Origin of the sequence: Rothia sp. HMSC069C10, assembly GCF_001812205.1 — a bacterium.
In the GTDB taxonomy this organism is placed as follows: Bacteria; Actinomycetota; Actinomycetes; order Actinomycetales; family Micrococcaceae; genus Rothia; species Rothia mucilaginosa.
In genome coordinates this window covers 287,745-313,348 of the sequence record NZ_KV808297.1, presented here as the reverse complement: position 1 = coordinate 313,348, position 25,604 = coordinate 287,745, and the positions used below count along the sequence as shown (strand labels likewise).

The 25,604-nt window shown below is 60.0% G+C and carries 18 protein-coding genes; 13 read left to right on the top strand and 5 right to left on the bottom strand.

All coding sequences use genetic code 11. From position 1 onward, the window contains the following. Positions 1 to 275 precede the first annotated feature (275 nt). On the top strand, positions 276 to 2,891 hold the full coding sequence (secA, locus tag HMPREF2842_RS03505) for a preprotein translocase subunit SecA (RefSeq protein WP_070642753.1): 2,616 nt from the start codon (positions 276 to 278) through the stop codon (positions 2,889 to 2,891). Between the two features lie 114 nt (positions 2,892 to 3,005). Here secA and HMPREF2842_RS03500 read toward each other — a convergent pair whose 3' ends face one another. Then, positions 3,006 to 3,683: an Rv3235 family protein gene (locus HMPREF2842_RS03500; RefSeq protein ID WP_070642751.1), complete on the bottom strand. Its 678-nt coding sequence runs from the start codon at positions 3,681 to 3,683 to the stop codon at positions 3,006 to 3,008. 93 nt (positions 3,684 to 3,776) lie between these two features. Next, a complete protein-coding gene (locus HMPREF2842_RS03495; protein ID WP_070642976.1) occupies positions 3,777 to 4,784 on the bottom strand; it encodes a LysM peptidoglycan-binding domain-containing protein in 1,008 nt (335 codons plus the stop codon). Positions 4,785 to 4,992: 208 nt separating this feature from the next. On the opposite strand from HMPREF2842_RS03495, the gene HMPREF2842_RS03490 reads away from it, so the two are divergent. Continuing rightward, positions 4,993 to 5,646: a histidine kinase gene (locus HMPREF2842_RS03490; RefSeq protein ID WP_070642748.1), complete on the top strand. Its 654-nt coding sequence runs from the start codon at positions 4,993 to 4,995 to the stop codon at positions 5,644 to 5,646. A 191-nt stretch (positions 5,647 to 5,837) separates the two neighbouring features. Here the strand turns inward: HMPREF2842_RS03490 and HMPREF2842_RS03485 are convergent, their stop codons facing one another. Further along, entirely contained in the window at positions 5,838 to 6,071 is a 234-nt protein-coding gene (locus HMPREF2842_RS03485) for a helix-turn-helix domain-containing protein (RefSeq protein WP_044150292.1), read from the bottom strand. A gap of 363 nt (positions 6,072 to 6,434) precedes the next feature. Between HMPREF2842_RS03485 and HMPREF2842_RS03480 the strand changes: the two genes are divergently transcribed. The 3 genes from HMPREF2842_RS03480 (at position 6,435) to HMPREF2842_RS03470 (ending at position 10,699) form a co-directional block, all read left to right on the top strand. Beyond that, entirely contained in the window at positions 6,435 to 7,127 is a 693-nt protein-coding gene (locus HMPREF2842_RS03480) for an SAF domain-containing protein (RefSeq protein ID WP_070642744.1), read from the top strand. Further along, complete coding sequence (locus HMPREF2842_RS03475) at positions 7,124 to 8,818, top strand: CpaE/TadZ family protein (RefSeq protein WP_070642742.1); 1,695 nt, start codon at positions 7,124 to 7,126, stop codon at positions 8,816 to 8,818. Before HMPREF2842_RS03480 ends, HMPREF2842_RS03475 begins: the two co-directional genes overlap by 4 nt. A 306-nt stretch (positions 8,819 to 9,124) precedes the next feature. After that, positions 9,125 to 10,699 (top strand): sensor histidine kinase, encoded by a 1,575-nt coding sequence (locus HMPREF2842_RS03470; protein ID WP_070642740.1) that lies wholly within the window; start codon positions 9,125 to 9,127, stop codon positions 10,697 to 10,699. Positions 10,700 to 10,853: 154 nt separating this feature from the next. Here the strand turns inward: HMPREF2842_RS03470 and HMPREF2842_RS03465 are convergent, their stop codons facing one another. Next, positions 10,854 to 11,102, bottom strand: coding sequence for a WhiB family transcriptional regulator (locus tag HMPREF2842_RS03465; RefSeq protein ID WP_005505386.1), 249 nt, complete (start codon positions 11,100 to 11,102; stop codon positions 10,854 to 10,856). Positions 11,103 to 11,563: 461 nt separating this feature from the next. Between HMPREF2842_RS03465 and HMPREF2842_RS03460 the strand changes: the two genes are divergently transcribed. After that, complete coding sequence (locus HMPREF2842_RS03460; RefSeq protein ID WP_070642737.1) at positions 11,564 to 12,004, top strand: alpha-N-acetylglucosamine transferase; 441 nt, start codon at positions 11,564 to 11,566, stop codon at positions 12,002 to 12,004. Between the two features lie 65 nt (positions 12,005 to 12,069). Here the strand turns inward: HMPREF2842_RS03460 and HMPREF2842_RS03455 are convergent, their stop codons facing one another. After that, complete coding sequence (locus HMPREF2842_RS03455) at positions 12,070 to 16,539, bottom strand: FtsK/SpoIIIE domain-containing protein (RefSeq protein WP_246823168.1); 4,470 nt, start codon at positions 16,537 to 16,539, stop codon at positions 12,070 to 12,072. Positions 16,540 to 17,158: 619 nt separating this feature from the next. Between HMPREF2842_RS03455 and glf the strand changes: the two genes are divergently transcribed. The 7 genes from glf (at position 17,159) to HMPREF2842_RS03420 (ending at position 25,513) form a co-directional block, all read left to right on the top strand. Next, complete coding sequence (gene glf, locus HMPREF2842_RS03450; RefSeq protein WP_005505395.1) at positions 17,159 to 18,346, top strand: UDP-galactopyranose mutase; 1,188 nt, start codon at positions 17,159 to 17,161, stop codon at positions 18,344 to 18,346. Between the two features lie 2 nt (positions 18,347 to 18,348). Continuing rightward, positions 18,349 to 20,355 (top strand): glycosyltransferase, encoded by a 2,007-nt coding sequence (locus tag HMPREF2842_RS03445; RefSeq protein ID WP_070629381.1) that lies wholly within the window; start codon positions 18,349 to 18,351, stop codon positions 20,353 to 20,355. Beyond that, on the top strand, positions 20,352 to 21,233 hold the full coding sequence (locus tag HMPREF2842_RS03440; RefSeq protein WP_005505397.1) for an ABC transporter permease: 882 nt from the start codon (positions 20,352 to 20,354) through the stop codon (positions 21,231 to 21,233). The genes HMPREF2842_RS03445 and HMPREF2842_RS03440 overlap by 4 nt, the downstream gene beginning before the upstream one ends. 4 nt (positions 21,234 to 21,237) lie before the next feature. Beyond that, positions 21,238 to 22,011 (top strand): ABC transporter ATP-binding protein, encoded by a 774-nt coding sequence (locus HMPREF2842_RS03435; RefSeq protein WP_049337844.1) that lies wholly within the window; start codon positions 21,238 to 21,240, stop codon positions 22,009 to 22,011. Positions 22,012 to 22,467: 456 nt separating this feature from the next. After that, the gene (locus tag HMPREF2842_RS03430; RefSeq protein WP_070642731.1) at positions 22,468 to 23,730 is read left to right on the top strand and encodes a TadA family conjugal transfer-associated ATPase; all 1,263 of its coding nucleotides are present in this window, start codon (positions 22,468 to 22,470) and stop codon (positions 23,728 to 23,730) included. Beyond that, positions 23,730 to 24,584: a type II secretion system F family protein gene (locus HMPREF2842_RS03425; RefSeq protein ID WP_044150297.1), complete on the top strand. Its 855-nt coding sequence runs from the start codon at positions 23,730 to 23,732 to the stop codon at positions 24,582 to 24,584. The genes HMPREF2842_RS03430 and HMPREF2842_RS03425 overlap by 1 nt, the downstream gene beginning before the upstream one ends. Beyond that, positions 24,581 to 25,513, top strand: a complete 933-nt coding sequence (locus tag HMPREF2842_RS03420; RefSeq protein WP_070642729.1) for a type II secretion system F family protein — start codon at positions 24,581 to 24,583, stop codon at positions 25,511 to 25,513. The genes HMPREF2842_RS03425 and HMPREF2842_RS03420 overlap by 4 nt, the downstream gene beginning before the upstream one ends. The last annotated feature ends 91 nt before the right edge of the window (positions 25,514 to 25,604 follow it).

The window sequence follows — 25,604 nt, the reverse complement described above, 5'->3', positions numbered from 1 at the left end:
CGGTCTGGGAACACACACCGTGTTTCTCCAGGCCCCCGGGTTTTTCTTTGCCCTCCACACATCTGTTCCTTTAGACGGATGGGTCGGCTCTGCCTCGACCGGAGGGTGAAAGATTCGAGTGTCACCAAATGTCACCTCGTGGGCGCAGAGCGTAAAAAAGAGCTCGGACGGGCGAATTAGGCGGCTCTGCCATACAATATGTAGGAAGGCCTCACCGCGCGCACTTTCGCGCGCCCTTGGTGAGGGTACCGAAACAAGCAAGGAGTAGAAGCTCAGTGGCATCTTTCTTGGAGAAAATCCTCCGAACCGGCGATAAGAGGGTTCTGCGACAGCTCGAAGCGTACACTAAGGCGGTGAACTCGCTCGAGGACAGCTTCGCATCGATGACCGATGAGGAACTGCGAGCAGAGACCGACAAGTTCCGCGAGCGCGTCAAGGACGGCGAATCCCTCGACATTATGCTGCCGGAGGCCTTTGCGGTGGTCCGTGAAGCATCCAAGCGTACCCTGGGCAAGCGCCACTACGACGTGCAGCTCATGGGTGGTGCAGCGCTGCACCTGGGCAACATTGCCGAAATGAAGACCGGTGAGGGTAAGACCCTCGTTGCGACCCTGCCCGCGTACCTGAACGCGCTCAGCGGCAAGGGCGTGCACATTGTGACCGTGAACGACTACCTGGCTGAGTACCAGGCGAACCTCATGGGTCGCGTGTTCCGCTTCCTCGGTATGGAGTGCGGCGTGATTCTGTCCTCCATGGAGCCGGACGAGCGTCGTAAGCAGTACGCCGCGGACATCACCTACGGTACGAACAACGAGTTCGGCTTCGACTACCTGCGTGACAACATGGCGTGGACCGTGGAGGAGCAGGTTCAGCGCGGCCACAACTTCGCCATTATCGATGAGGTGGACTCCATCCTGATCGATGAGGCACGTACCCCTCTGATTATTTCCGGCCCCGCAGCGGGCGAAGCGAACCGCTGGTACGCAGAGTTCGCGCGCATTGCCGCAACCCTGCTCAAGCGCGGTGAAGACTACGAAGTAGACGAGAAGAAGCGCACCGTCGGCATCCTCGAATCCGGCATTGACAAGGTGGAAGACCACCTGGGTGTGAAGAACCTCTACGAATCCAAGAACACCCCGCTCATTGGCTTCCTGAACAACTCCATTAAGGCGAAGGAGCTGTTCACCAACAACAAGGACTACGTGGTCATTGACGGCGAGGTCCTGATTGTTGACGAGCACACCGGTCGTATTCTGCCGGGCCGCCGCTACAACGACGGCATCCACCAGGCGATTGAGGCGAAGGAAGGCGTCGAAATCAAGCCTGAGAACCAGACCATGGCGACCGTGACCCTGCAGAACTACTTCCGCATGTACGACAAGCTGTCCGGTATGACCGGTACCGCGGAAACCGAAGCGGCAGAGTTCATGAACACCTACGAGCTCGGCGTGGTGCCCATCCCCACCAACAAGGGTGTGCAGCGCATCGACAACCCCGATAAGGTGTACCGCGACGAAATCGCCAAGTTCAAGGCGGTCGTCAAGGACATTAAGGAACGCCACGAAAAGGGCCAGCCGATCCTGGTGGGTACCGCAAGCGTGGAGAACTCCGAATACCTTTCCCGCCAGCTGGCGAAGGCAGGCGTGCGCCACGAGGTGCTGAACGCAAAGAACAACGAGCGTGAGGCTGCTATTGTTGCGCAGGCGGGCCGTAAGGGCGCCGTCACCGTGGCAACCAACATGGCTGGTCGCGGTACCGACATTATGCTCGGCGGTAACCCCGAATTTGAGGCCGTCGAAAAGATGCGTGAGCTCGGCCTGGACCCGAACACCAACTCCGAGGCGTACGAGGCACGTTGGCCCGAGGTCCTGAAGGCCTGCGAAGACGCCGCTAAAGAAGAGCACGATGAAGTCACCAAGCTCGGTGGCCTGTACGTGCTCGGCACTGAGCGTCACGAGTCCCGCCGTATCGACAACCAGCTGCGCGGTCGTTCCGGCCGTCAGGGTGACCCGGGTGAGTCCCGCTTCTACCTGTCGCTGACCGACGAACTGATGCGCCTATTCAACACCGGCATGGCAACCCGCCTCATGGCGGCAGCCCCCGAGGACTCCGCATTGGACTCCAAGATCGTCAGCCGCGCTATCGCTACCGCCCAGTCAAACGTTGAAGGCCGTAACGCTGAACAGCGTAAGAACGTGCTCAAGTATGACGACGTGCTCAACCGCCAGCGCGAAGCAATCTACAAGGACCGCGGCCGCATCCTGCACGGTGACGACCTGAAGGAACAGATTTCCGGCTTCGTGGACGAGGTGCTGACCACCATCATCGACGCGCGCGTCGCTGAAGGCCACGCCGAGGACTGGGACTTCGACGAGCTCTGGAGCGCCCTCAAGCAGGTGTACCCCATCTCCATCACCGTGGACGACCTCGCTGAAGACGCTGGTGACCGCACCAAGATTACTCGCGACCAGATTGTGAAGGAAGTCCTGGCGGACGCACACCTCATCTACGATGAGCGTGAAAAGAGCGTCGGTGAAGAGAGCATGCGCGAAATCGAACGCCGTGTCATGCTGTCCGTCATCGGCGAGCGCTGGCCCGAGCACCTGTACGAGATGGAATACCTCAAGGAAGGTATCGGTCTGCGTGCGATGGCTCAGCGTGACCCGCTGGTCGAGTACCAGCGTGAAGGCTACGACATGTACCAGTCGATGCTCGGCGCGATCCGTGAAGAGACCGTGACCTACCTGTTCAACCTGGACCTGTCCAAGCAGCGCACTCAGGCTTCTGCCGTGCGCCTGGCTGAGCCTTCGCGTCCGAAGTTCCTGCAGTACTCCGCCCCGGATGAGGACGGCCACGAGCAGGTTCACGTGGAACGCTCGAAGGACAAGTAGCCTCAGCGTAAAAGCTGAAAACGCTATAGACGCAACAGAGAGGGTGCGAATCCAATACCGGATTCGCACCCTCTCTGTTTGTCTGTGTGTTTTGTAGGGGAAGCCGGGGAAGCCTTAGTCTTCGTCCAAGCGGCTCTGCGGCTGCTCAATCGCGGTAATCAGCCACATGCCGTGAATCAGGCGCATCTGCATGGTCACCACACGCACCTTATCCGCACAACGCAGCAGCGCCACCACCTCGTAGAGCTCATCGTGCACCTTCTGCGCTCGCACCCGCAGCAGAACCGGAGGAAGAGTCAACAGCATCTCTTGGCGCACCTGACGCGGGTTCTTCGGGAAGAAGGGCAACAGACGGTGGAAACAATCCGCTGACACCCACTGCGCCAGCTGCTGACGCGAACGACGAGCCGACATGATCTCCAGGTAAGCAATCGCCACACCCGCGCAACGACCCTCCAACTGGCGAGCTAGTGCATCCGCAGGACGCAGCGGGCGGCCCCTCTTCACTACCTTCGGGCGCTGCGCCGAATGCTGCTCATAACGCGGCAGCGGCAACAGCGAATAGACCGACGCGCTGTTCCGCCTCTGCACCAGAGCCATCGTGCCCTGCCCCTGCTCCGGTAGCGGAGCGACCTGCTCGGCACTCGCGGGCTGGGGCACCGACTGAGCCACCGGCTGGGAGGTGCGAGCCGCCTGACGCTTTGAATACGGGCTGGCAGGCTGGTTGTCGCGGGAGGCAGGCTGATGCGGCGGGGTCCACGGGGAACGGGGGAGAAGGTTGGAGAAGCTCATGACGGCTCCTTTCGGTGCAGGGTATGTGAGGTGAGTTGAGCGAACGAAAGACTGTTAGGATGAGGTGGAATGGGGTGGAAGACGCGGGTGAGGTTAGTGAACGGGCTGTTCGGGAATCTGCAGAACCTGCCCCTCGTAGAGCAGTTCGGCGTTCTGACCCAGAGCGTCCTTATTCGCCTCGTAAATATCGAGAGTGTAGTCGTAAATGGTGGAGGCGTCGGTGCCTTCACCCAGTTGCTCGGCGGCAATAGACCAGAGCGTATCGCCCGCCTGGACCGTGTAGGAGTAGGTGCCCGCCTCAGCGCGGGGTGGGGAGAAGAACGGGCTGCGATCCTGCAACGAGCCTGACGCCTCCGTGGGCTGAGGAGCCAGCGGAATATCGGGAATCTCTGCAGAGAGGGTCAGGGGAGCGGAGGCGGCTTCCGGGGTGATGCTGTCCGTGGTGGTACTGGCGGGCTCCGCATCTGAGACGGTGGCTGGGCTGGCCTCTGCAGTCGCGGTACCCATTGAATCTGTGGTTATGACCGCCGAAATGGTCGTTTGCGGCATGCCCTCCGTGCCGTTTACCCCGGCGTTGCTGGGCGTAACCACCGTAGCCTGCGCGGGAGCCAAGACCGCGCCCACTCCAAGAGCCGTGCCGCCAAGCGTCAGAACGATGCGGCGCATAAAACGCGGACGGAAAAACGCCGGAACCTTCAGCACCGCACGGTCAGTGTTGTGGCTCGAAACGCGCAAAGACCAAGCGTAGAAGAGCGCGTAGATAAAACTGATGAACCACCAGGCGGTAATGAGGGCTGCTACCGCGCCAGCGCAGAGCAGCGAAGCATCAGCCAGCGGGTGTGCCGAGGGGATGCGATGCAGGTTCACGCTCAACGCGCCCAAGACCGCCGCGGAAAGCAGGGGAGGGGCGATGAAGAGCAGCGCGTCCTGGTAGCTTGCCTTAGTGCCGGGCCCGATTGCAGAGCCGCCGCCAGCGGCTACCTCTGCACTGACAGTACGAGGCGCGGCTGCGGAGTGTGAGACTGCGGAGTGTGAGGCGAAGGTGGCAGGGCGTGAAGCGAAGGCAGCGGGGGCTGATCCCGGAGTGGAAAATTGATCCACGATGACCTCCAAATGGTGTGTTTGATAGCTTTTGGTGTTTCTTCATTTATACAGGAAGTCGTGTCAAAAATGAAGCAAAACGCATCAAAATGCATAAAAAACATATAATTTGGTGAAATTTGCTTCAAAAACCAGGCTCAAGAATCATCATTCGACCAGAAAGCACCCCGGTTCGTATCTGCACCCGCTACTCGGGTAGGGTCATAGCATGAGCATGGAAAAGTTCCTACGAGACATTGAGGCGCGCCTCGCCTCCGAACGCGCCTGGGATATGGAACAGGATGCCCGCCAAGTCGCCCGCGTCCACTATTCAACCATCACCCTCGACGACCGCCTCCTCGCACAAGTTGGCGGCCCCATCCGTATCTGCGCCACCGACATGCAAACCTACGAAGGTAAGCTCGAAATGGTCGGCGAAGAATGGGTCAGCATCGAAGCGCGCGGCGAAAACCTCATCATCCCCCTGCGTGGAATGCTCTGGTGGGAAGGCGGCATAGCTCCCGGACGCGCTGATGTTCGCCCCGAACGCTACCGCATGAAAATCCAGCTCGCCCTGCGCTCCCTCGCCATGGCACGCGAGCCCGTCCGCCTCTCCCTCGAAGGCGGCACCGTCAGTTACGATGGCGTGATTGAGCGAGTTGGCGCCGACTTCCTCGAATTGCGCCTGCTCAACGGTGGACAGTACCCGCGCATCCACGAACGCGACCAGTACGCGCGTGCAGCCTACGGTGCGCAGGGAGGTTACGGGCAGGCTGGTTATGGTCAGGGCGCCTCCGGCTACTCCCGTGCACCTCGCGGCGCTGGCGTGCGCACCATTCCGCTGGCTCGTATTAGCGCAGTTATCGCCCGTATCTCACGCTAAAAGCACGGGGTAAATAGTGGGCAGCTCAATTTGTGGGAACGCCCATAAAAACGCCTCGACAAGTATAAATTCCCTTATAAAAGCAACAATAAACACAAAAAGGTCCGCCCCTCTCCATTGAAATCTCAACGAGAGGAGCGGACCTTTCTAATACCACTCGAGCGTTGCGCCCGCGAGGTGCATGTCGAATGCTACTCAGCCTTAGCCTTTGCAGTGAGCTTGCCGGAAGCAATTGCCTCCAGAGTCTGCTCGTGGCGCTCGGTAATGTACTCTTCAAAACGAGAGCGTTCAATACGCCACTGGTTACGTCCACCAATCTGAATGGCGGGAAGCTCGCCGCTACGCACCAGAGCACGTACCTGCGAAAGCGAAACCTGCAGCTCCTCGGCGACGTCGCTCAGAGTGAGGAAACGAGGTGCAGTCATCGAATTGGATCCTTTCCGTGAGTGAAATCCTGGGCCCCTAGCTACCGTTAGTAGCCTTTCAGATAGAGTTCGTAGTGAACATCTATTGAGTACTTTCAGTATATGCCATCACCGTGAAATTTGCCTGCAAAAAGCCTTATATGAGCTGAAAAGTTATCTAATCGCCCCTTCAAAAGGGACGAAACCCAAAAATATTTCATAAACACGACTCTTGTTGAGAGCGAGTACTAAATGAAATATGCTGTTAGGGTTAGCGCCAGAATCCAGTCAAAGCACTAACGAACACACACCACTCGCTCATCGGTCAGTTGAACAACACCCGGAATCACCGCCGGCTTCCGCACCGAAAGGCACAACCACATCATGCGCATACGACAGAACGCGACGAAGCGTTCCACCCTCACCGAGCCCCACGCCAGGCGCCTCAAAAGGCCCACCGTCAAGGACTGGCGATTCATCCTCGGTGTACTTCTCGTGCTCGTCTCCATCACCGGCGTGCAGCTCTACGTGCAAGCCAACAACAGCAAAACCGAGTACTACACCGCCAAAAGCGAGATTCGCCTCGGCGAGAAGATCACCGAAGACAAACTAGCCCGAGTCGAAGCGAACATCGACTCCGCCAACGATAAGTACTTCACCCGCGCCGATGCCGCCCAGATGAACGGTAAAATCGCGATTCAGCGCATCCCCGCCGGCAACCTCATCAGCAAAGAATCCGTAGGCACCGAAACCTCCCCGGGCCGCCGCCTCGCAACCGTCAGCATTGACCGTGCGGCAGCCTCCGCACTGAAGGCGGGCGAGCGCGTGGACGTGTGGACCTCCGGCCCGCGCAACCCCGACACCAAGAGCGATAACCGCACCGAAAACGGCGCCCGCGCCATCGTCACCAACGCAGAAATCGTCGCCATCACGGTCGACGAGGGCGTGCTCGGCGCCAACGGCAAGGCAACCGTGCAGCTGTGGGTCAAGGAAGAAGCCCTCACCGACCTGGTGAAGGAAAGCAATAGCGACTCCAAGATCAGCCTCATCCCCGGCACCTACGGGGAGGGCCAGTGAACATCCCCGTCATCCTCTACGGCGATGACGGCTCGCTCTTGACCCGCATCGAATCCCAGCGCGGCCGCGTCTCCGTGGCGCGCACCGTGCAGGACTTCAGCGAAGCCGTCGGTATGGCGCACACCGGCATCGCCCGCGTGCTGCTCTGCGCGCACGTGCCCGCCGAAATGAGCGCCTCCACCGTGGATGCGCTCGCCGCCTCCGAAGTGCTCCTGGCGGTTATCGCCCCGGACAACCTGCCCCTGCCCACGCAGGCACACCGCATCCGCCCCGAAGCTGCCCTCGACGAGATTCTGGGCTCGCTTGAGCAGGCGGTGGATGCGGCGCTCGCCCGACCCGCCGTAGGCTACGGTATGCCCGCCCCGACCCCGAATCATGCGCCCGCGCAGGCGGTGCACCACCCGGAGGCCGCCTACGGTCAGGACGCCGGCTACGGATACGACGCAGGGTACGGCTACGACAGCGCCTACGGTGGCTACGGTTACGATAACGGCGGACACAGCCCGGCTGGGTACGAGTCGGCTGGGTACGGATACGACCCCGCCGCGGGTGCTGCTACAAATGCTGGTGCACACTACGGCGCCGACTACGGAAGCTACGGAATCGACCCCGCGGTGCCCGCCGGAAACGCGCCCGGTGCACCCGGCACACCCAGCGCGCATGACCCGGCGGAAGCCTCCTCCGTCGTGCCCAGCAACGAGGAATCCGTGCTCAGCCAGGCCGCCGCCATCGTCGACTCTTTCGCACCCGGCAACGACTACGCCCTGCATGTGCAGAACGAGAACAACGACGGCACTCTGCCGCAACACCCCGACATTAACCAGGACCCCGCCGCGCCCTCCCGCTATCAGCCCGGCCACCGCCTCGGCAAGATCGTGACTGTCTGGGGCACTCACGGCGCGCCCGGCCGAAGCACCATCGCATTCAACCTTGCCGCCCTCGCGGCGCAGCAGGGTCAGCAGGTCTGCCTCATCGACGCAGACACCTACGCACCCAGCCTGGACGCGCTCATGGCGCTCGAGGATACCGGCTCCGGCCTGGCAATTCTCTGCTCGGACGCCGACCGTGCCCAGCTCGACGAGAAGAAAGCCGGCGCCATCATGGAGCGCGTGCCCCTCAAAAACGGCACCTTCGACTTCTTGAGCGGCATCACCTCCTCCTCACGTTGGCCCGAGGTGCGCGCCCGCGCTTTCGCCGAGGTGCTCGAATGGCTCAAGCACCGCTACGACCTGGTCATCTGCGATGTCGCCGCACCCATCGAGGTGGACGAGGAACTGACCTTTGATGGTCCGGCACCGCGCCGTAACGCCGCGACCCTCACCGCGCTCGCCTGCTCCGACCGCGTGATTGCGCTCGGCGAAGCGGACGTCATCGGCCTGCCGCGCCTGATCAACCTCGCCCGCGAGGTGCAGGCACGCCCGGATCTGTTCGCACCCGAAACGGATGTGCAGTACTGGCTTAACCGCAGCCGCCGCGAAGCCGCCGGGTTCAATCCCGAGGCGAAGATGCGCGATAACTGGGCACGCTACTTGTCCATCCCGCTCGCCGGCGTGATTCCGTACGAACGGAAGGTCATGGACCGTTTGCGCCGCAACGGTGAGGCACTGCTGGAGGTGGCGCCCCGCCACGCGGTCGTACAGTCCTTCGAAGCGATGCTTGCGGGCATGTACGCGGTACGCCCCGGCGCGTAGGCCCGTCAGCTATAACTAGCGTTTGCTAAAAAGCCCGGCTTATCGGTATTCCTCCCAGAACATGGGAGCGCCGATACGCCGGGTTTTTGCGCCTTCACACGGGGGTCGAAACGGGGGAGTAGTGCGAATGCCTCACTGTACAACTGAGGGGTGCATCTCATTGCGCTGCGTCATATATGCGATTAAGAAGCGCGCTCCAAGAAATGCTCTGTAAACTATTCCACGTATTGTCGTTTGAATGGGATTTGCGGCGAACAAACCGTAAAATGGTTGAACACACCCGAACTTAGGGAAGCACACAAACATATGTCTTTTGCAGAAGGAATTATGAGCGCCTGCGACTTCGGTCCCGGCGACACTGAACGCGTTCACCTCATCATGGGCGAATGGCAGGTCATCTCTGACATCGCCCAGAGTGACCTGGTTCTATGGTTCCCCACCGACTACGTTGTTGCCGACGGCAGCTCCCCGGACGCCGTATCCGGTCCCAGCGAAACCAGTACTTTCCGTGCCTTCGCGCACGTGCGCCCCTCCAATGTCCGAACCCTCTTCCACCACGACATCATCGATCACGACATGGAAGACGGAATCCGCGACGAAGCATACCGCGTCTGGATTGACCAGAACATCAGCACCTACACCGACGAAGGAAGCGGTGAGGGTGTTGGTGCCCGCCCGCGCGTACACGTAACCTTCGTGCCTATCGTGCGCAACAACCGCACCATTGCGTTGCTGACCAGCCACAAGATTGCCACACCCAGTGGCTACCCCTCCATCAGCGACGAGGTCTACGAATATACTGCCGACACCATGCTCTCCATGGTGCACTCCGGCTTGTGGCCCGACCCCCTCGCCCAGGGAAATAACACCCAGGGCAACCCCCGCGTGATCGACGGCATTATTGTGCTTGACCCCTCCGGTCGTGTGGTCGTCGCTTCCCCGAACGCGAACTCCATGTACAACCGCATGGGCATGACCGGCTACCTCGAAAAGCAAAACCTTGCCGACGTCACCCGTGCGATGCTTCCTGCCGGTGAACAGGCAGACGAAACCCTGCAGCTGGTCCTTGCCGGTCGTAGCGACCTGCGCACCGAATTGGTTATTGCCCGTGCTCGCGTGACCATGCGATCCATCCCGCTGCTGGTGCAGAGGCGCGCCCGCATCGAGTGTGAGGGCGCCGTGATTCTCTGCCGTGACGTGACCGAGTTGCGCCGCCGCGAACTGGAACTTATGACCAAGGACGCGACTATCCGCGAAATCCACCACCGCGTGAAGAACAACCTGCAGACCGTGTCCGCTCTGCTACGCCTGCAGTCGCGCCGTATGACCACTGATGAGGCACGTCAGGGCCTGGAGCAGGCGATGCGCCGCGTGGCAACGATTGCTACCGTGCACGAGGCGCTTTCGCAGGGCCTGACTCAGAACGTCGACTTTGATGAGCTGATTGAGCGTCAGTTCCACCTTGCCGCTGAGCTTGCTTCCCCCGGTCAGCACGTGTCTACCAAGCTGATTGGTTCCTTTGGATCTTTGCCGAGCCAGTTCGCCACCCCTCTGGCACTGGTTATCAACGAGGTTGTCGCGAACGCTGTGGAGCACGGCCTGGACGGCGAGACCGGCACCGTGACCCTTGAGGGTATTCGCGGCATCAACGATGAGGGTGAGAACATCCTCACCGTCGTGATTACTGATGACGGTAAGGGCATGGGCGATAAGAAGATTGAAGAGTCCGGCCCGAACGCCTACCGCCCGGTGACCGGTAAGGAAGGCCTGGGCATGCAGATTGTGCGTACCCTGGTGGCGAGCGAGCTGAACGGCTCGATTCGCTGGGAGGCTAATGAACCGAAGGGCACCCGCGTGGTGATTACCGCGGTGCTCGTCTAAGCCCTTCTCGTATGACATGTAGAACTGCCGCCGCCCCGAGTACGGGGTGGCGGCAGTTTGCTGTCTAGATAGGTTCTGTATATGGCAAAAGCGTGGTGCAGCGACATAAAGTCACTGCACCACGCTTTTGATGCCCTATTGAATACTCCGGAAGTTAGGATGCACGGCGGGCACGAGCTGCGCGACGCTTCATCGCACGACGCTCGTCTTCACTGGTGCCACCCCATACGCCGGAGTCCTGGCCGGTCTCGATGGCCCACTTCAGGCAGACGTCTACAACCTCGCAAGAGCGGCAGACAGTCTTAGCCTCTTCAATTTGCAACAGGGCAGGTCCGGTGTTTCCTACGGGGAAGAACAGCTCCGGATCCTTGTCCAAACAAGCTGCACGACTACGCCAATCCACGGTGGACCTCCTTCATGATTTACGGTCTCACGCGGTGGCAAGACACATCTATTTTCCTGTGCGCGTGTCAAATACATCCGCTGACGGGATGCTCACCCAGCGTTAGGGTGAAAATTGACTTATCAACTTTCGCATGTTGGAGCGGATGTGACAAGTACTTTTCTCTAAAAACTTCAGTATTACACTGAGGCATCTATCACTTAGGCAAACCTTTGTCTAATTGAGAGGGTGGGGAATCGCATGCTGACACACATAGTCTGCACCCCGTCTCATGGGCGAGACGTGGGCGGTTGGGTGAGCGGCACCTCAGGCATAATATAAAGCGGTACCTACCCCTGAAATACCGCACCGACGACGAGGCGGTGAACCCAAAACAGGGGAGCGCCCACCCGCTAACGCACCAGCGCATCAGGCCGAATACACCCCGGTCTGCCGCCGACACTACCCATGAGGAGCCCACCGTGACGTCACGCCCGTTCAACGTCATCTACGCATTCGTTCTGACCGAAACCTTCGCGGCATACATTCTGATTCGCGGTATCCTTTACCCCTTTATCGTCAGCGGAATGTCCACCGCTCAGGCGATTGTGGGCGGTGTGCTCCAGGTGCTCATTGCCGCGGGCATGACCTACTTTGGCCTGCGTTTCTACCGCGGCCGCTTCGGTTCGCGCCTGCCCATGACCCTGATTACTCTCTGCACCCTGTGGGTCACCGCAAGCACCCTCATTATGAACGTGAGTGCTTACGGCCTGAATATCGGCCAGCTCATCACGATTGCGGGTGTTATTGGCGCGGCGGCTGCCTTCATCTTCGTGCTCATGCCCAGTAGCCGCCGCTATATTGAGGCGGTCACTGAGGAGTCGGGCGAAGAAGCGGAGAAGTACAGCCGCCGACGCCGCTAAACCCCTAGAGCGTAAACCCCTAACGCCGCTAAACCCTAGATAGCTCGGCGCTAGAGTGCTCAGCTTTAGACCGCTACCGGCACCTTCTGCGTAGCTGTTACAGCCTGTGCAGCCGTGGTCAGTGCCAGGGGAACCTGCGCCGCACACACGGAAGCACCATCCACCACCACAAGACGACCGGCGGGCTGCTCGCCCTGCGTGAATCGATCCAGCGGCAGCGCGGTCACCGTGCACATGTCAGCATCCGCCAAGGATGCGGGTGCGAGCAGAAGCGCACGCGAGCATCCCATGAGCGCAGCCAGCAGCGGTGAGGAGGCGCGCCTCGGCCACGGCGTGTAGGCGACCAGCATCGCGCGGAACTCACCGCGACGCTCCAGAAGTAGCTGCTGAACGGCGGGTTGCAGGTACTGCAGGTCGTCAATGAGCACGAGCGTCTGCGCGGGGTTCTTCACCGAGTCCAGGAGCGCACGGGTACGCTCCACGCTCGGCGGCTCACCCGACGCTCCGCCATCACCCGAGGTGCCGCCAGAACCCTCAAGGATGAGGGTTTCGAGCTGCGGGTTGAGCTGAGCAATACTCTCCAGCAGGGTGCTTTTACCCGCGGACCGGGAACCCTGCACCGGAACTACCGCGCCAGCCGGGGCGCTCAACCACACCGGCATCTGCCGGCGATCAAACGCGACCAAGAGCTTAGCGCCCTGCGGATTGCACGCGGCGTGGGCGGCGGTCACGTACTCGGTCGAGGGCATGCGATAGTACTCGGGGAACTGCCGCAGAAGAGTGCCGGGGTGAGTGCCTGACCCGTTAGAAGCGCTCGTGGCGTTACCCTGCAGAACCTGAACCAGCTCCTGGAAACCCGCAACGCAGGGCGAAAGAATCGACGCGCTCAGCGGCTGATCCCCAATCAACTCCTCGTTAATGGCACCCTCCACGCAGTAGTGGCTCTGTGCCGGGGTCGGGTAGTCCTTGCTCGTTGAACGCATCAGGTCAGCGTCCAGGAAGCGGCGGCTCAACAGAGTGGAATGCGCCGCAGCGGCGAAACGACCGCGCGAGTTCAACGCGGAGGTGAACACCACCGAATAGCCGCGACGGCACCCCTGCGAGAGCAGATCGTAGAGCAGGTTCTCCGTATCGGGTTGGCGAACCAGTGCCTCCAGCCAACTGTCCAGACCGTCCACGACAATGAGCGGGCGGGTGGAAGCCTCGGTACCCCACAGGTTCGGGGTGCGCAGCTCCTCCAAGCAGAACCGCAGATGCGAAAGCTCCTGTGCACCCACGAGCGACTCAAAGGCACCGGCGTAGGGTTCCAGATCGCGGTAGAGCGCACCGTCAGAGGTCAGCAGAACAACCGGCGTGCGGGCGGCGAATGCCTGAGCTAAAAGCCCGTAAAGCATCGGGGCTCGTTCGGCGCTCTGCGCCAGCAATGCCAGCGTCTGCTGACCCGACCAGCTGATCGGGCGGCGCACACCGTAGCGGGCAATCTCCAGCTCACCCAATAGATACCCTTCGGAGGCAACGCCAGAGTCTGCAGGCTCCTGCGGGGTAGCCGCCGGGTCAGTGCCGTACGCTACCGGTTTGCTAACCGGCGCCTCCACCACGGGCAGCGGGGTGTTCTCGGGAAGCTCCGGTGGAATCGGGCAGTACTCATCCTGAACCGCTGCATTCTTCTGAAGACTCCTCGGCGCGTACTCGCGTTCATAGAGCGCACGAATCTGCTGCGCCGAACGAATCAGCAGCTCATCCTCATTACCGCCGCCCTTCTGAACGGCAGAAGCGGCAGACAGCTCACGCCAGCCGCCCTCCTCAAGACCCAACACCTGCACCGGACGGGCATCGCTGCTCGAGGGGACCGCATCCACCAGCGGGGCGCGGAACGGCAGGGAACGACCATCCGGCAGGCGCACATACCCGGCACCCGGATGCGCCGCCGAAATATACGCCGCAGACTCATGCTCCAGCAGGTTATAGGAATCCTGAGCGCTCGCCACGCGCAGGCAAATGCTCGTGGCAATATTGGCGCGAATATCCTGCGAAATAGCACCCTGCGGACGCTGAGTCGCCAACACCAGATGCAGACCCAGCGAGCGACCAATCGTGGCGATGCGCATCAGCTCAGCCATAGCATCCGGCATGGAATCGATGAGCATGCGGAACTCATCCACCACAATCAGCAGCTCGGGGTAGCGCGGAGTCGTGCCCGCCGCCTGGCAGGAAGCCAGGTAGTCGCGGTAGGAGTTCACGCCGATTGCCTGCAGATCCACCTCGCGGCGGTGAATATCGGCGCGCAAAAATTCGAGCGCACGCTCCACCGCCGACACATCAAAATTACTCAACACGCTGAGTGCATGCGGCAGCTGAGCCAGAGGACCCAAACCAGCAGAGCCCTTGAAATCCACCAGAATCAGGCCCAGACGCTCGGGCGGGTAACGTAGCGCAGCGCTGAGTACCAGCGAACGCAGCAGCTGCGATTTGCCAGCACCGGTCGTGCCACCGAGCAACCAGTGCGGACCGTGCTCAGATAAACCAATATTCAGCGAACCGCCCGAAGAAACACCCAGGTAGCAGCGAATATCGGAGGCGTAACGCTGAGCAGACCAGCGCTGCAGAACAGACTCCACCGCCATGTCATCGGCGCGGTTCTGCTGCTGAAGAGATGAGAACAGATGCGCCGACTGGTGCACCTGCCCCTCACTGAGCGCGCCCTGCTCCTGCTCGCACCCGGCGCGGTACAGGTTCTCAAGAGCGGCACAGAACGCCTCGAGGCTGAGCCCATCGGCGTGCTGGCACAGACCCTCACACGCCAGAGGATGCACCTGGTAGACACCCTCGGTGGGCTGCACCGGAGGCATCGCATAGCCCTGCGCGCGGTAACGGATGCTTTGACGGTGGCTACCCTCACTCGCGCACTCAACCCAGGCGGCACCAAAAAGCGCACCGGGTGCATGTGCGGAATTATCACCCTCAGCACTGCCCAGCACGCAGAGCGCAGGGGCGTTCATCTTCTGCTCACGCGGGGAGGAGAGCGCGCGGGATTGCGAACCCTCAGCGATAGCACCGGAGGTTAGTGCGGTCAGCAGGGGAGCGTAAACCGCGCTCGCATGCTGCGGCATGAGAATCAGCGGCGGAACCGAGGAAGAAAGCTCCGACTGCAAGCTGCTCTGCAGAGCCTGCAGATATTTCTCCTGCTGCGTACCCGGCAGACAATGCACACTCACGCCCGGCACCACAGCCAGAGTTTGTAGCAGGGCGTTCATACGTTTCTGCGCACTATTGTGAGCTTCGGCCAGCAGAACGTGCACCGAACCCGGATAGCCCGCCACCAGCTGCACCAGGTAGGCGCGCAGATGCGCCTCCTCCAGCTTCAGGTAGTGACCGAGAGACGGGGTGGGGAGCGGTAGATAGTGGGGTGCATCCTGCTTCTCCAGAGCGCCCAGCGGGAGGTTGCGGCCGCGCAGGTAGGGCTGGCGGGGACCGCACCCGAGCACGATAGCCGGGTAGTCATGCAGGGCAGAGGGACCCGAAATCGCCAGGTCGCCCGCAGTCGGCAGGGTGAGGGCACGTTCCTTTTCCTGCTCAGCCGCCTGATGAGTTTGCTGCGATGCGGCACGGTTCTCCGCCCGACCGCCAAAGAAATGCAGAAGCATCAGCAACGAAGACGCCGCAGACATCAGCAGAAGGAACCACATGCCGGTCACCAGCGCAATAATCAGGCCCACCACAATCGGAAGGCACACGCTCAACAGAATCTGCTTGAGCTTACGCGGCGCGGGAGGGTTCACCACCACCGGCTCAAAGGGGTTGCCGGCGTCGCCCAGGGGAGCAAGCGTCTGCGCGGGTTCGCCAGGGGAAGAACCGGGGGGAGCGGTGGCGCTCGCCTTCTTAGTGGTGTGTTCGCGGTCGGCGCTGGGTGAGGTGAGCATGCAGAGTGAGGAGCCGAGGCGGAAAGGCTCGTCCCAGCGCAGGATGCGCGGCTCGGCGCCCTGCGCCTTCATACTGCCATGTGCCTTCTCGCTGCCCTCGCTTGCGGCGGGGCGTTTCTCGATCCAGCGGATGCCGGAGCTATCGGCGTAGAAGCTGCCGTGCACCGGCTTGAGGAAGGGGTCCTGCAGGTGAATGTGGTGCGGCTGTTCTCCTCCACGGGCAGGTAGTGCCGCCCTGCCGAGGCTGGTGCGGCCGCGGCTGATGGGGAAGGTTGCGCCCGCTTCGGGTCCGCGCAGAATGTGCAGGAGGCTGACGGCGGGCGCGCCCGGAGTTTGAGATTCGTTCGGAATGTGGCTGTTTGGCGCAATCGAGGCGCCGGCGGGATCCTTATCGTGTGCGGGGCGTAGCTGGAACGTCGTTTCCTGTGCCTGAGCGTGCGCGCCGGGTGCAGGGTGCTGTAGAGCTTGGTTGAGTGCCTGATCTAGAGCCTGCTGGTGTACGCTACCGGGGCGCAGCTGTATTCCGGTGGGTGCCGCCTCGCCGTCGAGTCGGAGTACTCGGGGGTAGGGGAGCGCGTTGGTTGTGTTGTGGTGGTCGAGAAAGAAGAGAGTCATACCCTCAGAAAACATTAAAAAGTATTAAAGCTCAATAAATTATCTGTGCATAAACTAACATGTTCGTATTTTTTGAATTTTTCGCCCTATTTTTCAAAAAATTGTGGATAAACCACCTCAATCACCTCTCGCATACACCGGTGCGCATCCCCAAAAGTGCTGATGGGGGTACCTCTTTGTAGCGTGTGAGAGCCATGAAACGCCCCCTCGAACCACCCCTTGCGCCTACAGTTCTAGGTGGCGGCGAATTACCGCCGCAACTAGGGCAGGGTGAATATTTACCCGTAAATAAAATTCCTTCACCATGGGTAGACCGTAAAAATACGCAGAAGAAAGAGCTGTCTCAGACCGGCGTGACCTCGGGGTTCGCGAAGAATATTCACTCGGGGAAAGAGCGTGCGAACAATAGTCCAAAAGCCCCTAAAAACACGTCATAAGTATGCGTAGTGCTTGATAAACAGGTATCTTAGATTATGACTATATCCATCACGGGAGGGGCTTTTTGTACCCACCCGTGCGGATTGCGGCGCGACTGAGAACCCTCGGATGTGTCCAATCTGGTAGGTGAATACCGCCCTCGCAGAAGCGGCGGTGCGCCGTGATAATACAGGAGAAAACATTGACCGCTGACCTCGTAGTAGTCGGTTCGGGCCTCTTTGGTCTGACCATCGCAGAACAGGCTGCCACTGAGCTGGGCCTGAAGGTTGCCCTGCTGGACCGCCGTTCCCACATCGGTGGTAACGCATACAGCGAGAAGGAGAAGCAGACCGGTATTGAGGTGCACCGCTACGGTGCGCACCTGTTCCACACCTCCAACGAGCGTGTCTGGGAGTACGTGAACCGTTTCACCGAGTTCACCAACTACGTACACCGCGTGTACACCCGCCACAACGGCATCGTGTACCCCATGCCGATTAACCTGGGTACCATCAACCAGTTCTTCAACGCAGCTTACTCTCCCGCAGAGGCAAAGGCGCTCATCGCTGAGCAGGCTGGCGAGCTGGCTGGTACCGACCCGCAGAACCTGAACGATAAGGGTATCTCCCTGATTGGTCGCCCCCTGTACGAGGCGTTCATCAAGCACTACACCGCTAAGCAGTGGCAGACCCCGCCGGAAGAGCTGCCCGCATCCATCATTTCCCGCCTGCCGGTTCGCTACAACTACGACAACCGCTACTTCAACGACAAGTACGAGGGTCTGCCCGTTGACGGCTACGCAGCATGGCTGGAGCGTATGGCGGCGCACCCGAACATTGAGGTGCACCTGAATACTGACTTCTTCGAGCCCGGTCACCAGTACTCTCGCGAGAACGTCCTGGGTCAGATTCCCGTGGTCTACACCGGCCCGGTTGACCGCTACTTCGACTACGCTGAGGGCGACCTGTCCTGGCGTACCATCGACCTGGAAGAAGAAGTCCTGCCGATTGAGGACTTCCAGGGTTGCTCCGTGATGAACTACCCCGATGCTGATGTTCCCTTCACCCGCATCCACGAGTTCCGTCACTTCCACCCCGAGCGTGACTACACCAAGGACGCAACCGTCATCATGCGCGAGTACTCTCGCTTCGCGAACAAGGGCGACGAGCCGTACTACCCGGTCAACACCTCCGTGGATCGTGAGAAGCTGCTGGCGTACCGCGACCTGGCTAAGGGTGAGAACAACGTGCTGTTCGGTGGCCGCCTGGGTACCTACAAGTACCTGGATATGCACATGGCTATCGGCGCTGCACTGTCCATGTTCGACAACAAGATCCGCCCGCACTTCGCTAACGGTGTGAAGATCGAGTCCGGTGGTGTTGACGCATAACCATGGCTGATAAGACTTTGAAGAACCTGCAGCGGGTTATTTTCCCGAGCGCGGTTGAGACTGACGTCGTGCCCCTGTACGTGGATGCGAGCGTCGCAACCGGCGTTCAGCTGCCGACCCGTATTGACGGCGACGCTTCGACCTCCATTGCGGAGGCGATGAACACCTCCGGTCAGTCTGTGTCGAACGCTAGCGCGAACCGTGATGCCGCGAACAGCCTGAACAGCCGCCGCTCCATCACCGTAAACGCGGGCCAGAGCCTGTCTTTCGGCACGTACTTCAACGCGTTCCCCGCTTCATACTGGCGCCGCTGGACTGACCTGAAGAAGGTCGTGCTGAGCGTTCAGACTCGCGGCGAGGGCATGGTCATTGTGTACAAGTCCAATGGCCGTGGCGTGATTCAGCGCGTGGATGCGAAGCTGCTCTCCGGCGAGGAAACCAACACCTTCACCCTGCCCCTGGCACCGTTCGGTGACGGCGGCTGGTACTGGTTCGACCTGGCTGGCACCACCGACCTTGAGCTGGTTGAGGCGAACTGGTTGGGCGACATTGAGCCCCGCGCAGACGTGAAGGCTGGTCAGGCAACCGTGCAGATTACCACCATGAACAAGGTGGAGTACTGCATTAACAACATTCGTGCTCTGGGTGAGAGCCCCGAGATTTTCGATGCTGTGCACGAGTTCCTGATTGTGGATCAGGGCACCCAGAAGGTGCAGGATCACGAGGATTTTGAAGAGGTCGTCAAGCCTCTTTCCGGTAAGTTCCGCATCATTAACCAGGGCAACCTGGGTGGTTCCGGTGGCTTCTCGCGCGGCATGTTTGAGGCTGTCAACAACGGCTCCGATTACGTGCTGCTGCTCGATGACGACGTTATCGTTGAGCCCGAGTCGATCCTGCGTATGGTGACCTTCGCGAACTACTGCAAGGAACCCACCATCGTGGGTGCGCACATGTTCGACATGTTCGACCGTTCGGTCCTGCACGCGTTCGGTGAGGTTGTTGACCCGTGGCGTAACTTCTACGCTAAGCCGCACGATGACATGGCTATGGGTCACAACCTGGGCCACCACAATCTGCGTAACACCCCGTGGCTGCACCGCCGCGTGGACGTGGACTACAACGGCTGGTGGATGTGCCTCATCCCGACCACCGTTATCAAGGAAATCGGTCTGTCCTTGCCTCTGTTCCTGAAGTGGGATGACGCTGAGTACGGTCTGCGCGCTAAGGCCGCGGGCTTCGCTACCGTGTCCTTCCCCGGTGCGGGCGTGTGGCACGTGTCCTGGACCGATAAGGATGACTCCGTTGGCTGGCAGGCGTACTACCACGAGCGCAACCGCCTCATTACGGCGCTGCTGCACTCGCCCTTCGATAAGGGTGGCCGCGTGCTGCTGGAGTCCCTGTTCTTGGACGTCAAGCACACCCTGTCCATGCAGTACTACACCGAGGCTGGCCGCCTGATGGCGCTGGAGGATCTGCTCTCCGGTCCCGAGCACCTGCACCCCTCGCTCTCGCAGCGTCTGCCGGTGATTCGTGCGATGGCTAAGGAGTACCCGGAGTCTCAGGTGAAGCCGAACGTGGATGACTTCCCGGCTATCCAGACGAAGAAGCCTCCGTTCCGTGGCCGCCGTTCCTTCGCGTCCCCCGGTTACAAGAAGCTTGCTTCGTGGACCGCTAAGACTGTTGCTCGTCAGCTGTTCAAGCCGGTGAGCGAAGAGGCGAAGGCTCACCCGCAGATTCAGCTGAACTACGGTGAGACCAACTGGTGGACCCTGTCGAAGTTCGATTCGGCTCTGGCGACTAACGCTGAGGGTACCGGCCTGTTCTGGTACCGCCGCGACCCCGAGCAGTTGAAGTCGAAGCTGGCTCAGGCAGCTAAGCTGCACGTCCAGCTGGTGACCGGCTGGGAGCAGCTGCGTGAGCAGTACCGTTCGAAGGCTGCAGAGGTTGCATCCTACGATGCGTGGGCTAAGACCTTTGCTGAGCATACGGATTCTGAGCTGACCCGATGAGCGATTTGAAGTCTGTTCCCCTGAAGGCGCCCGGTCGCGGCCGCGGCATTCTGGATGCGATGAAGAATCGCTACCTGCTTCGACTTCTGGTCGATAAGGAAATCCAGGTCCGCTACCGCGGCTCGGTGCTGGGTATTCTGTGGTCCTACATTAAGCCGGGTGTGCAGTTCCTGGTGTTCTACATTGCCATGGGTCTTTTCCTTGGCCTGGAACGCGGTATGCACAACTACGCTGTGTATCTTTTCTCGGGCATGATTGCTATTAACTTCTTCTCGGAGGGGTTCGGCAATGGTGCTCGCGCCATGGTGGTTAACAGTGCTCTGATTCGCAAGATTTACCTGCCGCGTGAGCTGTTCTCGCTGTCTACGGTGTGGGTGGCTCTGGTGCATTTTGTGCCGCAGATTGTGGTCATGCTCCTGGCGTGCTTTGCGGTGGGCTGGCATCCGTCCTTGTTGGCTTTTGAGTCGATTCTGGCGGGCATGCTCATCGTGATGCTGCTGTCCTATGGTCTGGGTCTGATTTTCGGTGTGGCTAACGTGTTCTTCCGAGATTCGGAGAACATCGTGGACATGCTGCTGATGGTGGCTACCTGGTTCTCGCCGGTGCTGTACTCCTGGACCATGGTGCGTGACACCCTGTACCCGTGGGTGTTCAACGTGTTCATGATTAACCCGCTGACCGTTGCGGTGGAGCTGTTCCACTATGGCTTCTGGCATCCGACGCTCCGTCCTGAGGATTTGGCGCTTCCTGCTTCGCAGGTGGTTCCGCATCTCTTCAGCTTCTGGACTCCGATCGCCATTGGTATTTCTCTGCTGACCGTTTTGATTGGTGATTTGCTCTTCCGTAAGTTTGAGGGCAACTTCGCCCAGGAGCTCTGATTCTGTGGATATTAAGAAGCTTGAGTTCCCGCCGGTGAGCCCGGACGCTCCCGTGGTGATTCACGTGGAGAATTTGGTGAAGCGCTTCGTTCTGCGCCACACCCGTTCGATGAAGGAAGCTTTTGTGTGGCTGATTAAGGGCCGCAAGGGTGATCTTTCGGAGAAGTTCAATGCGCTCAACGGCGTGAGCCTGGATATTCGTCAGGGCGAGCGTGTGGCTCTTCTGGGTCTGAATGGCTCGGGTAAGTCCACGCTGCTGAAGATGATTTCTGGTGTGATGCGCGCCGATGAGGGTGAGGTTCTCACTCGCGGCAATATTGCGGGTCTGATTGAGGTGGGCGCTGGTTTCCACCCGGATCTGACCGGTCGCGATAACGTGTACCTCAACGGCGCGATCTTGGGTATGACCAAGGAAGAGATTGAGGCTTCCTTCGATTCGATTGTGGATTTCGCTGAGATTCACGACTTTATCGATACTGAGGTGAAGTTCTACTCTTCGGGTATGTACCTGCGCCTGGCATTCTCGGTTGCGGTTCACACGAACCCGGATATCTTCCTGGTGGATGAGATTCTTGCGGTGGGCGATGAGCCGTTCCAGAAGAAGTGTATTGCGAAGATTCAGGAGCTGTGCTCTGCCGGTAAGACTCTTGCCGTGGTGAGCCATGACCTGGATTTGGTGTCTAAGATTTGTGACCGCGGCGTGGTGCTGGAGCACGGTAACCTGCGTTTTGACGGTCCGATTAAGGAAGCTGTGAAGGTGATTCGTGGCGGCGACTAACCGCTAGGTGATTGCTTGTGATGGGGCGTGTATTCCCGTTGGGGGAGTGCATGCCCCTTTCCTATGCCCGAAAGTTGCGCACGGGAAGGCGCTGCTGCTGCTGGGTAGGGTTCTTGCGTTTTAGCAGGGGAGGCTGCGGCTTTTAAGACGAAATGTTACGTGTGCACCGAGTGCAATATGGCAGTGATTAGCGGTGAGCGGTTCGAGGTGCGTACCTGCAACTGTTCTGTGAGTCACAGCTGACTAGGTGTTTTGGATTTTAGTGCACGTTGGGTAACGATATGTGCAATTCTATGCATCAAAAATACTCAAATACTATACTCGTAAATATTAAGGGGCATTTTATTACATTTTGATAAATTTGATGCGCTGAGGGTAGGGTGATGGTGGCATTGATGTATCAATGCTTCACCGTATTCCACACAACCACACCACACACAGCATCGGATCATTTCAATGGAGAACACCGTACTGGATACCCGGGCGGAGCATCTAACTCTGCTCGAGGAAAATATCCGTGAGGCAATGCGCCACCGCAGCCTGGACCCGCACGAGGACCAGCGCGCCGTTCGCGGGCTCATTGACGAGCACCTGAACGATTACGAACAGCGCCGCACCCGCATCTCCCTGCCCGATTTGGGCGACCGCGAATCCGTGATTCAGCGCCTGCACGATGAAATCTGCGGCTTCGGCGTGATCCAGCCGTTCCTCGATGATGAGAGCGTTGAAGAAATCTGGATCAACTCGCCCGACGAAATCTTTATCGCCCGCAACGGCGAAAGCGAATTGACCGGCCTGCACCTGAGCGCCGAGGCGATCAATAGCCTGCTGGAGCGCATGCTCAAGCCTTCGGGTCGCCGTGTGGATCTTTCCTCCCCGTTTGTTGATGCATCCCTGCCGGATGGATCCCGCTTGCACGCGGTGATTCCGGATATTACCCGCAGGCACACGAGCATCAACATCCGTAAGTTCGTGGTGCGTGCCCGCCGCCTGCCCGATCTGGTGCGCATGAACTCGCTGAGTGCTGGCGCGGCGTCCCTGCTGCATGCGGCAGTGGAGAGCGGCATGAACATCCTCGTTTCGGGTGCGACTCAGGCGGGTAAGACTACGATGCTGAACTGTCTGTCGGCATCTATTCCGCCGCGTGAGCGCGTGATTACGTGCGAAGAAATCTTTGAGCTCGCGGTTCCGCTCCGCGATGTGGTGGGTCTGCAGTGTCGCCAGCCGAACCTTGAGGGCACCGGCGCGATTGAGTTGCGCCGCCTGGTCAAGGAGGCTCTGCGTATGCGCCCGGACCGCATCCTCATTGGTGAGGTGCGCGAGGCGGAATCCCTGGACATGCTCATTGCGCTCAACGCGGGTCTGCCTGGCATGTGCACGATTCACGCGAACTCGGCACGTGACGCGGTGACCAAGATTTGTACCCTGCCGCTGCTGGCAGGCGAGAATATCTCCTCGGCGTTCGTGGTGCCGACCGTGGCGTCCTGCTTTGACATTGTGGTGCATTGCGGCCGCGATTCGCGCGGTCAGCGCCAGGTCGAAGAGATCAGCATGCTGGGCGGCCGCGTTGAGGACGGCGTGATTGAGATGTCCCCGCTGTTTGTGCGCCGTGACGGTCAGATGGTGTGCGTGGCGTTGGAGCTGCCGAACCCGGACCGTTGGATTCGTGCCGGTCACCGCCCCGAGCAGGTGCTGGCTGCGGCGAAGGCGGGTCAGTAATGCCCCTGTTTCTGAGCCTGATTTTGGGGTTGGGCGTCTGTCTGATTTACCTTTCCTGCTTTCCTGATAACGGCAAGCCGCCGAAGCCGAGTAATGACCCGGCGCTGGTTGTGGCGTTGCGTAAGGCGGGTATGCATTCGCTGACTCCTCGCACGTTCATGTGGGTGAGCGTTGCCAGCGGCGTGACTGCCTCGGTGTTGTTGCTGATGGTCACTCAGCTGCTACCGTTGGGTCTGCTGGGCCTGATTGGTGGTTTTGTGGCGCCTCGTGTGGTCGTGAATCATCGTGCTCGCGCGGCGGATGCCCGTATTTGGCAGTTGTGGCCGGATGCGGTGGACCACCTGCGTTCGGCGATTCGTGCGGGCCTGTCCCTGCCGGAGGCGCTGATTCAGCTTTCATACCGCGGCCCGGAAGAGTTGCGTGATGCCTTTGCCCATTTTTCGCGTGATTACCGTGCGTCGGGTGAGTTTGTGCCGTCGCTGAACCGTTTGAAGGAGTACCTTTCTGACCCTGTGGCGGACACCATCATTGAGGCTTTGAAGATTGCCCGCGAGGTGGGCGGTTCGGACCTGGGCAAGCTGCTGGGCACGCTCAGCGATTTTCTGCGCGATAATGCCCGCACCCGCTCGGAGCTTCTGGCCCGCCAATCCTGGACAGTGAATGCGGCTCGCCTCTCCTGCGTGGCGCCCTGGTTTGTGCTGTGTCTGATGGCGACTCAGCCTGCCGCGCGCATGGTTTATAACTCCTTTGCCGGTGCGATGCTGATGATTGCCGGTGCCGCTATTTCTTTGGCGGCGTACCGTCTGATGCTGCGTATTGGTGAGTTGCCGCGTGAACGGAGGGTTTTCGGGTGAACCTGCCTCTGATTTTTGGTCTGCTGTTGGCGGTCGGCGTGGGTCTGATTCTTTCGTCGGTGCTGAATACTCGCAGTATTTCGTTTTCTGATCGTGTGGCGTCGCAGCTGCGCGGTGAGACTCTGCGTGAGTCGCTGTTGAAGGAGCAGGAGCGTCGCGAACCCAGCCTGCTGGAGGCGATTTCGGCGTTCTGCGCGCCGCTTCTGCGTTCGCTGTCTTCGTCTCTGAGCGGCTCGTCGCTGAGCGATAGTTCGGTGCAAGAGCGTCTGCGTCGTGCTGGTTCTTCGCAGAGTGTGAGTGCGTTTCGTGCTGAGCAGCTGCTGTGGGCTCTTGCCGGTGTGACCGTTATGAGTGCCTTGACCGTTATCGGTGTGGTGCAGGAGCGTTTCTCCATCCTGGTGGCTCTTGTGCTGGTGCTGGTGAGCGGTTTGAGCGGCTTTCTGGCGCGTGACTGGTGGCTGGGTGAGGCGGTGACTAAGCGTGAGAAGCAGTTGGTTGCTGAGTTCCCGGCGCTGGCGGAGATGATGGCTCTGTCGGTGACGGCGGGCGAGTCGGCTCTGGCGGCTTTGGAGCGTATCTGTTTGACCTCTCGCGGCGAGTTGGCTCGTGAGTTTTCTGAGATTTTGGCGCAGACCCGCACCGGCGTTTCGCTGCTGAGCGCGTTGCAGGAGTTTGCGGAGCGTACTCGCGTTCCGGCGTTGAGCCGCTTCGTTGAGGGTATTGCTGTTGCGATTGAGCGCGGCACCCCTCTGGCTGATGTGTTGCGTGCGCAGGCTCAGGATGTGCGCGATAACGCTAAGCGTGAGCTGATGGAAACAGCCGGTAAGAAGGAGATTGCGATGCTCGCCCCGGTGGTGTTTTTTATCCTGCCGCTGACGGTGATTTTTGCGGTCTTCCCGGGCCTGTCGCTCATGCGTTTGAACTTTTAGATTTTGCGGCGGGTACACACCGTACCGGCCGCACCGCGGTGGGCTGGGCTGATTGCCCGGTGCGCCGCACCAACCACACACTACACCCTTT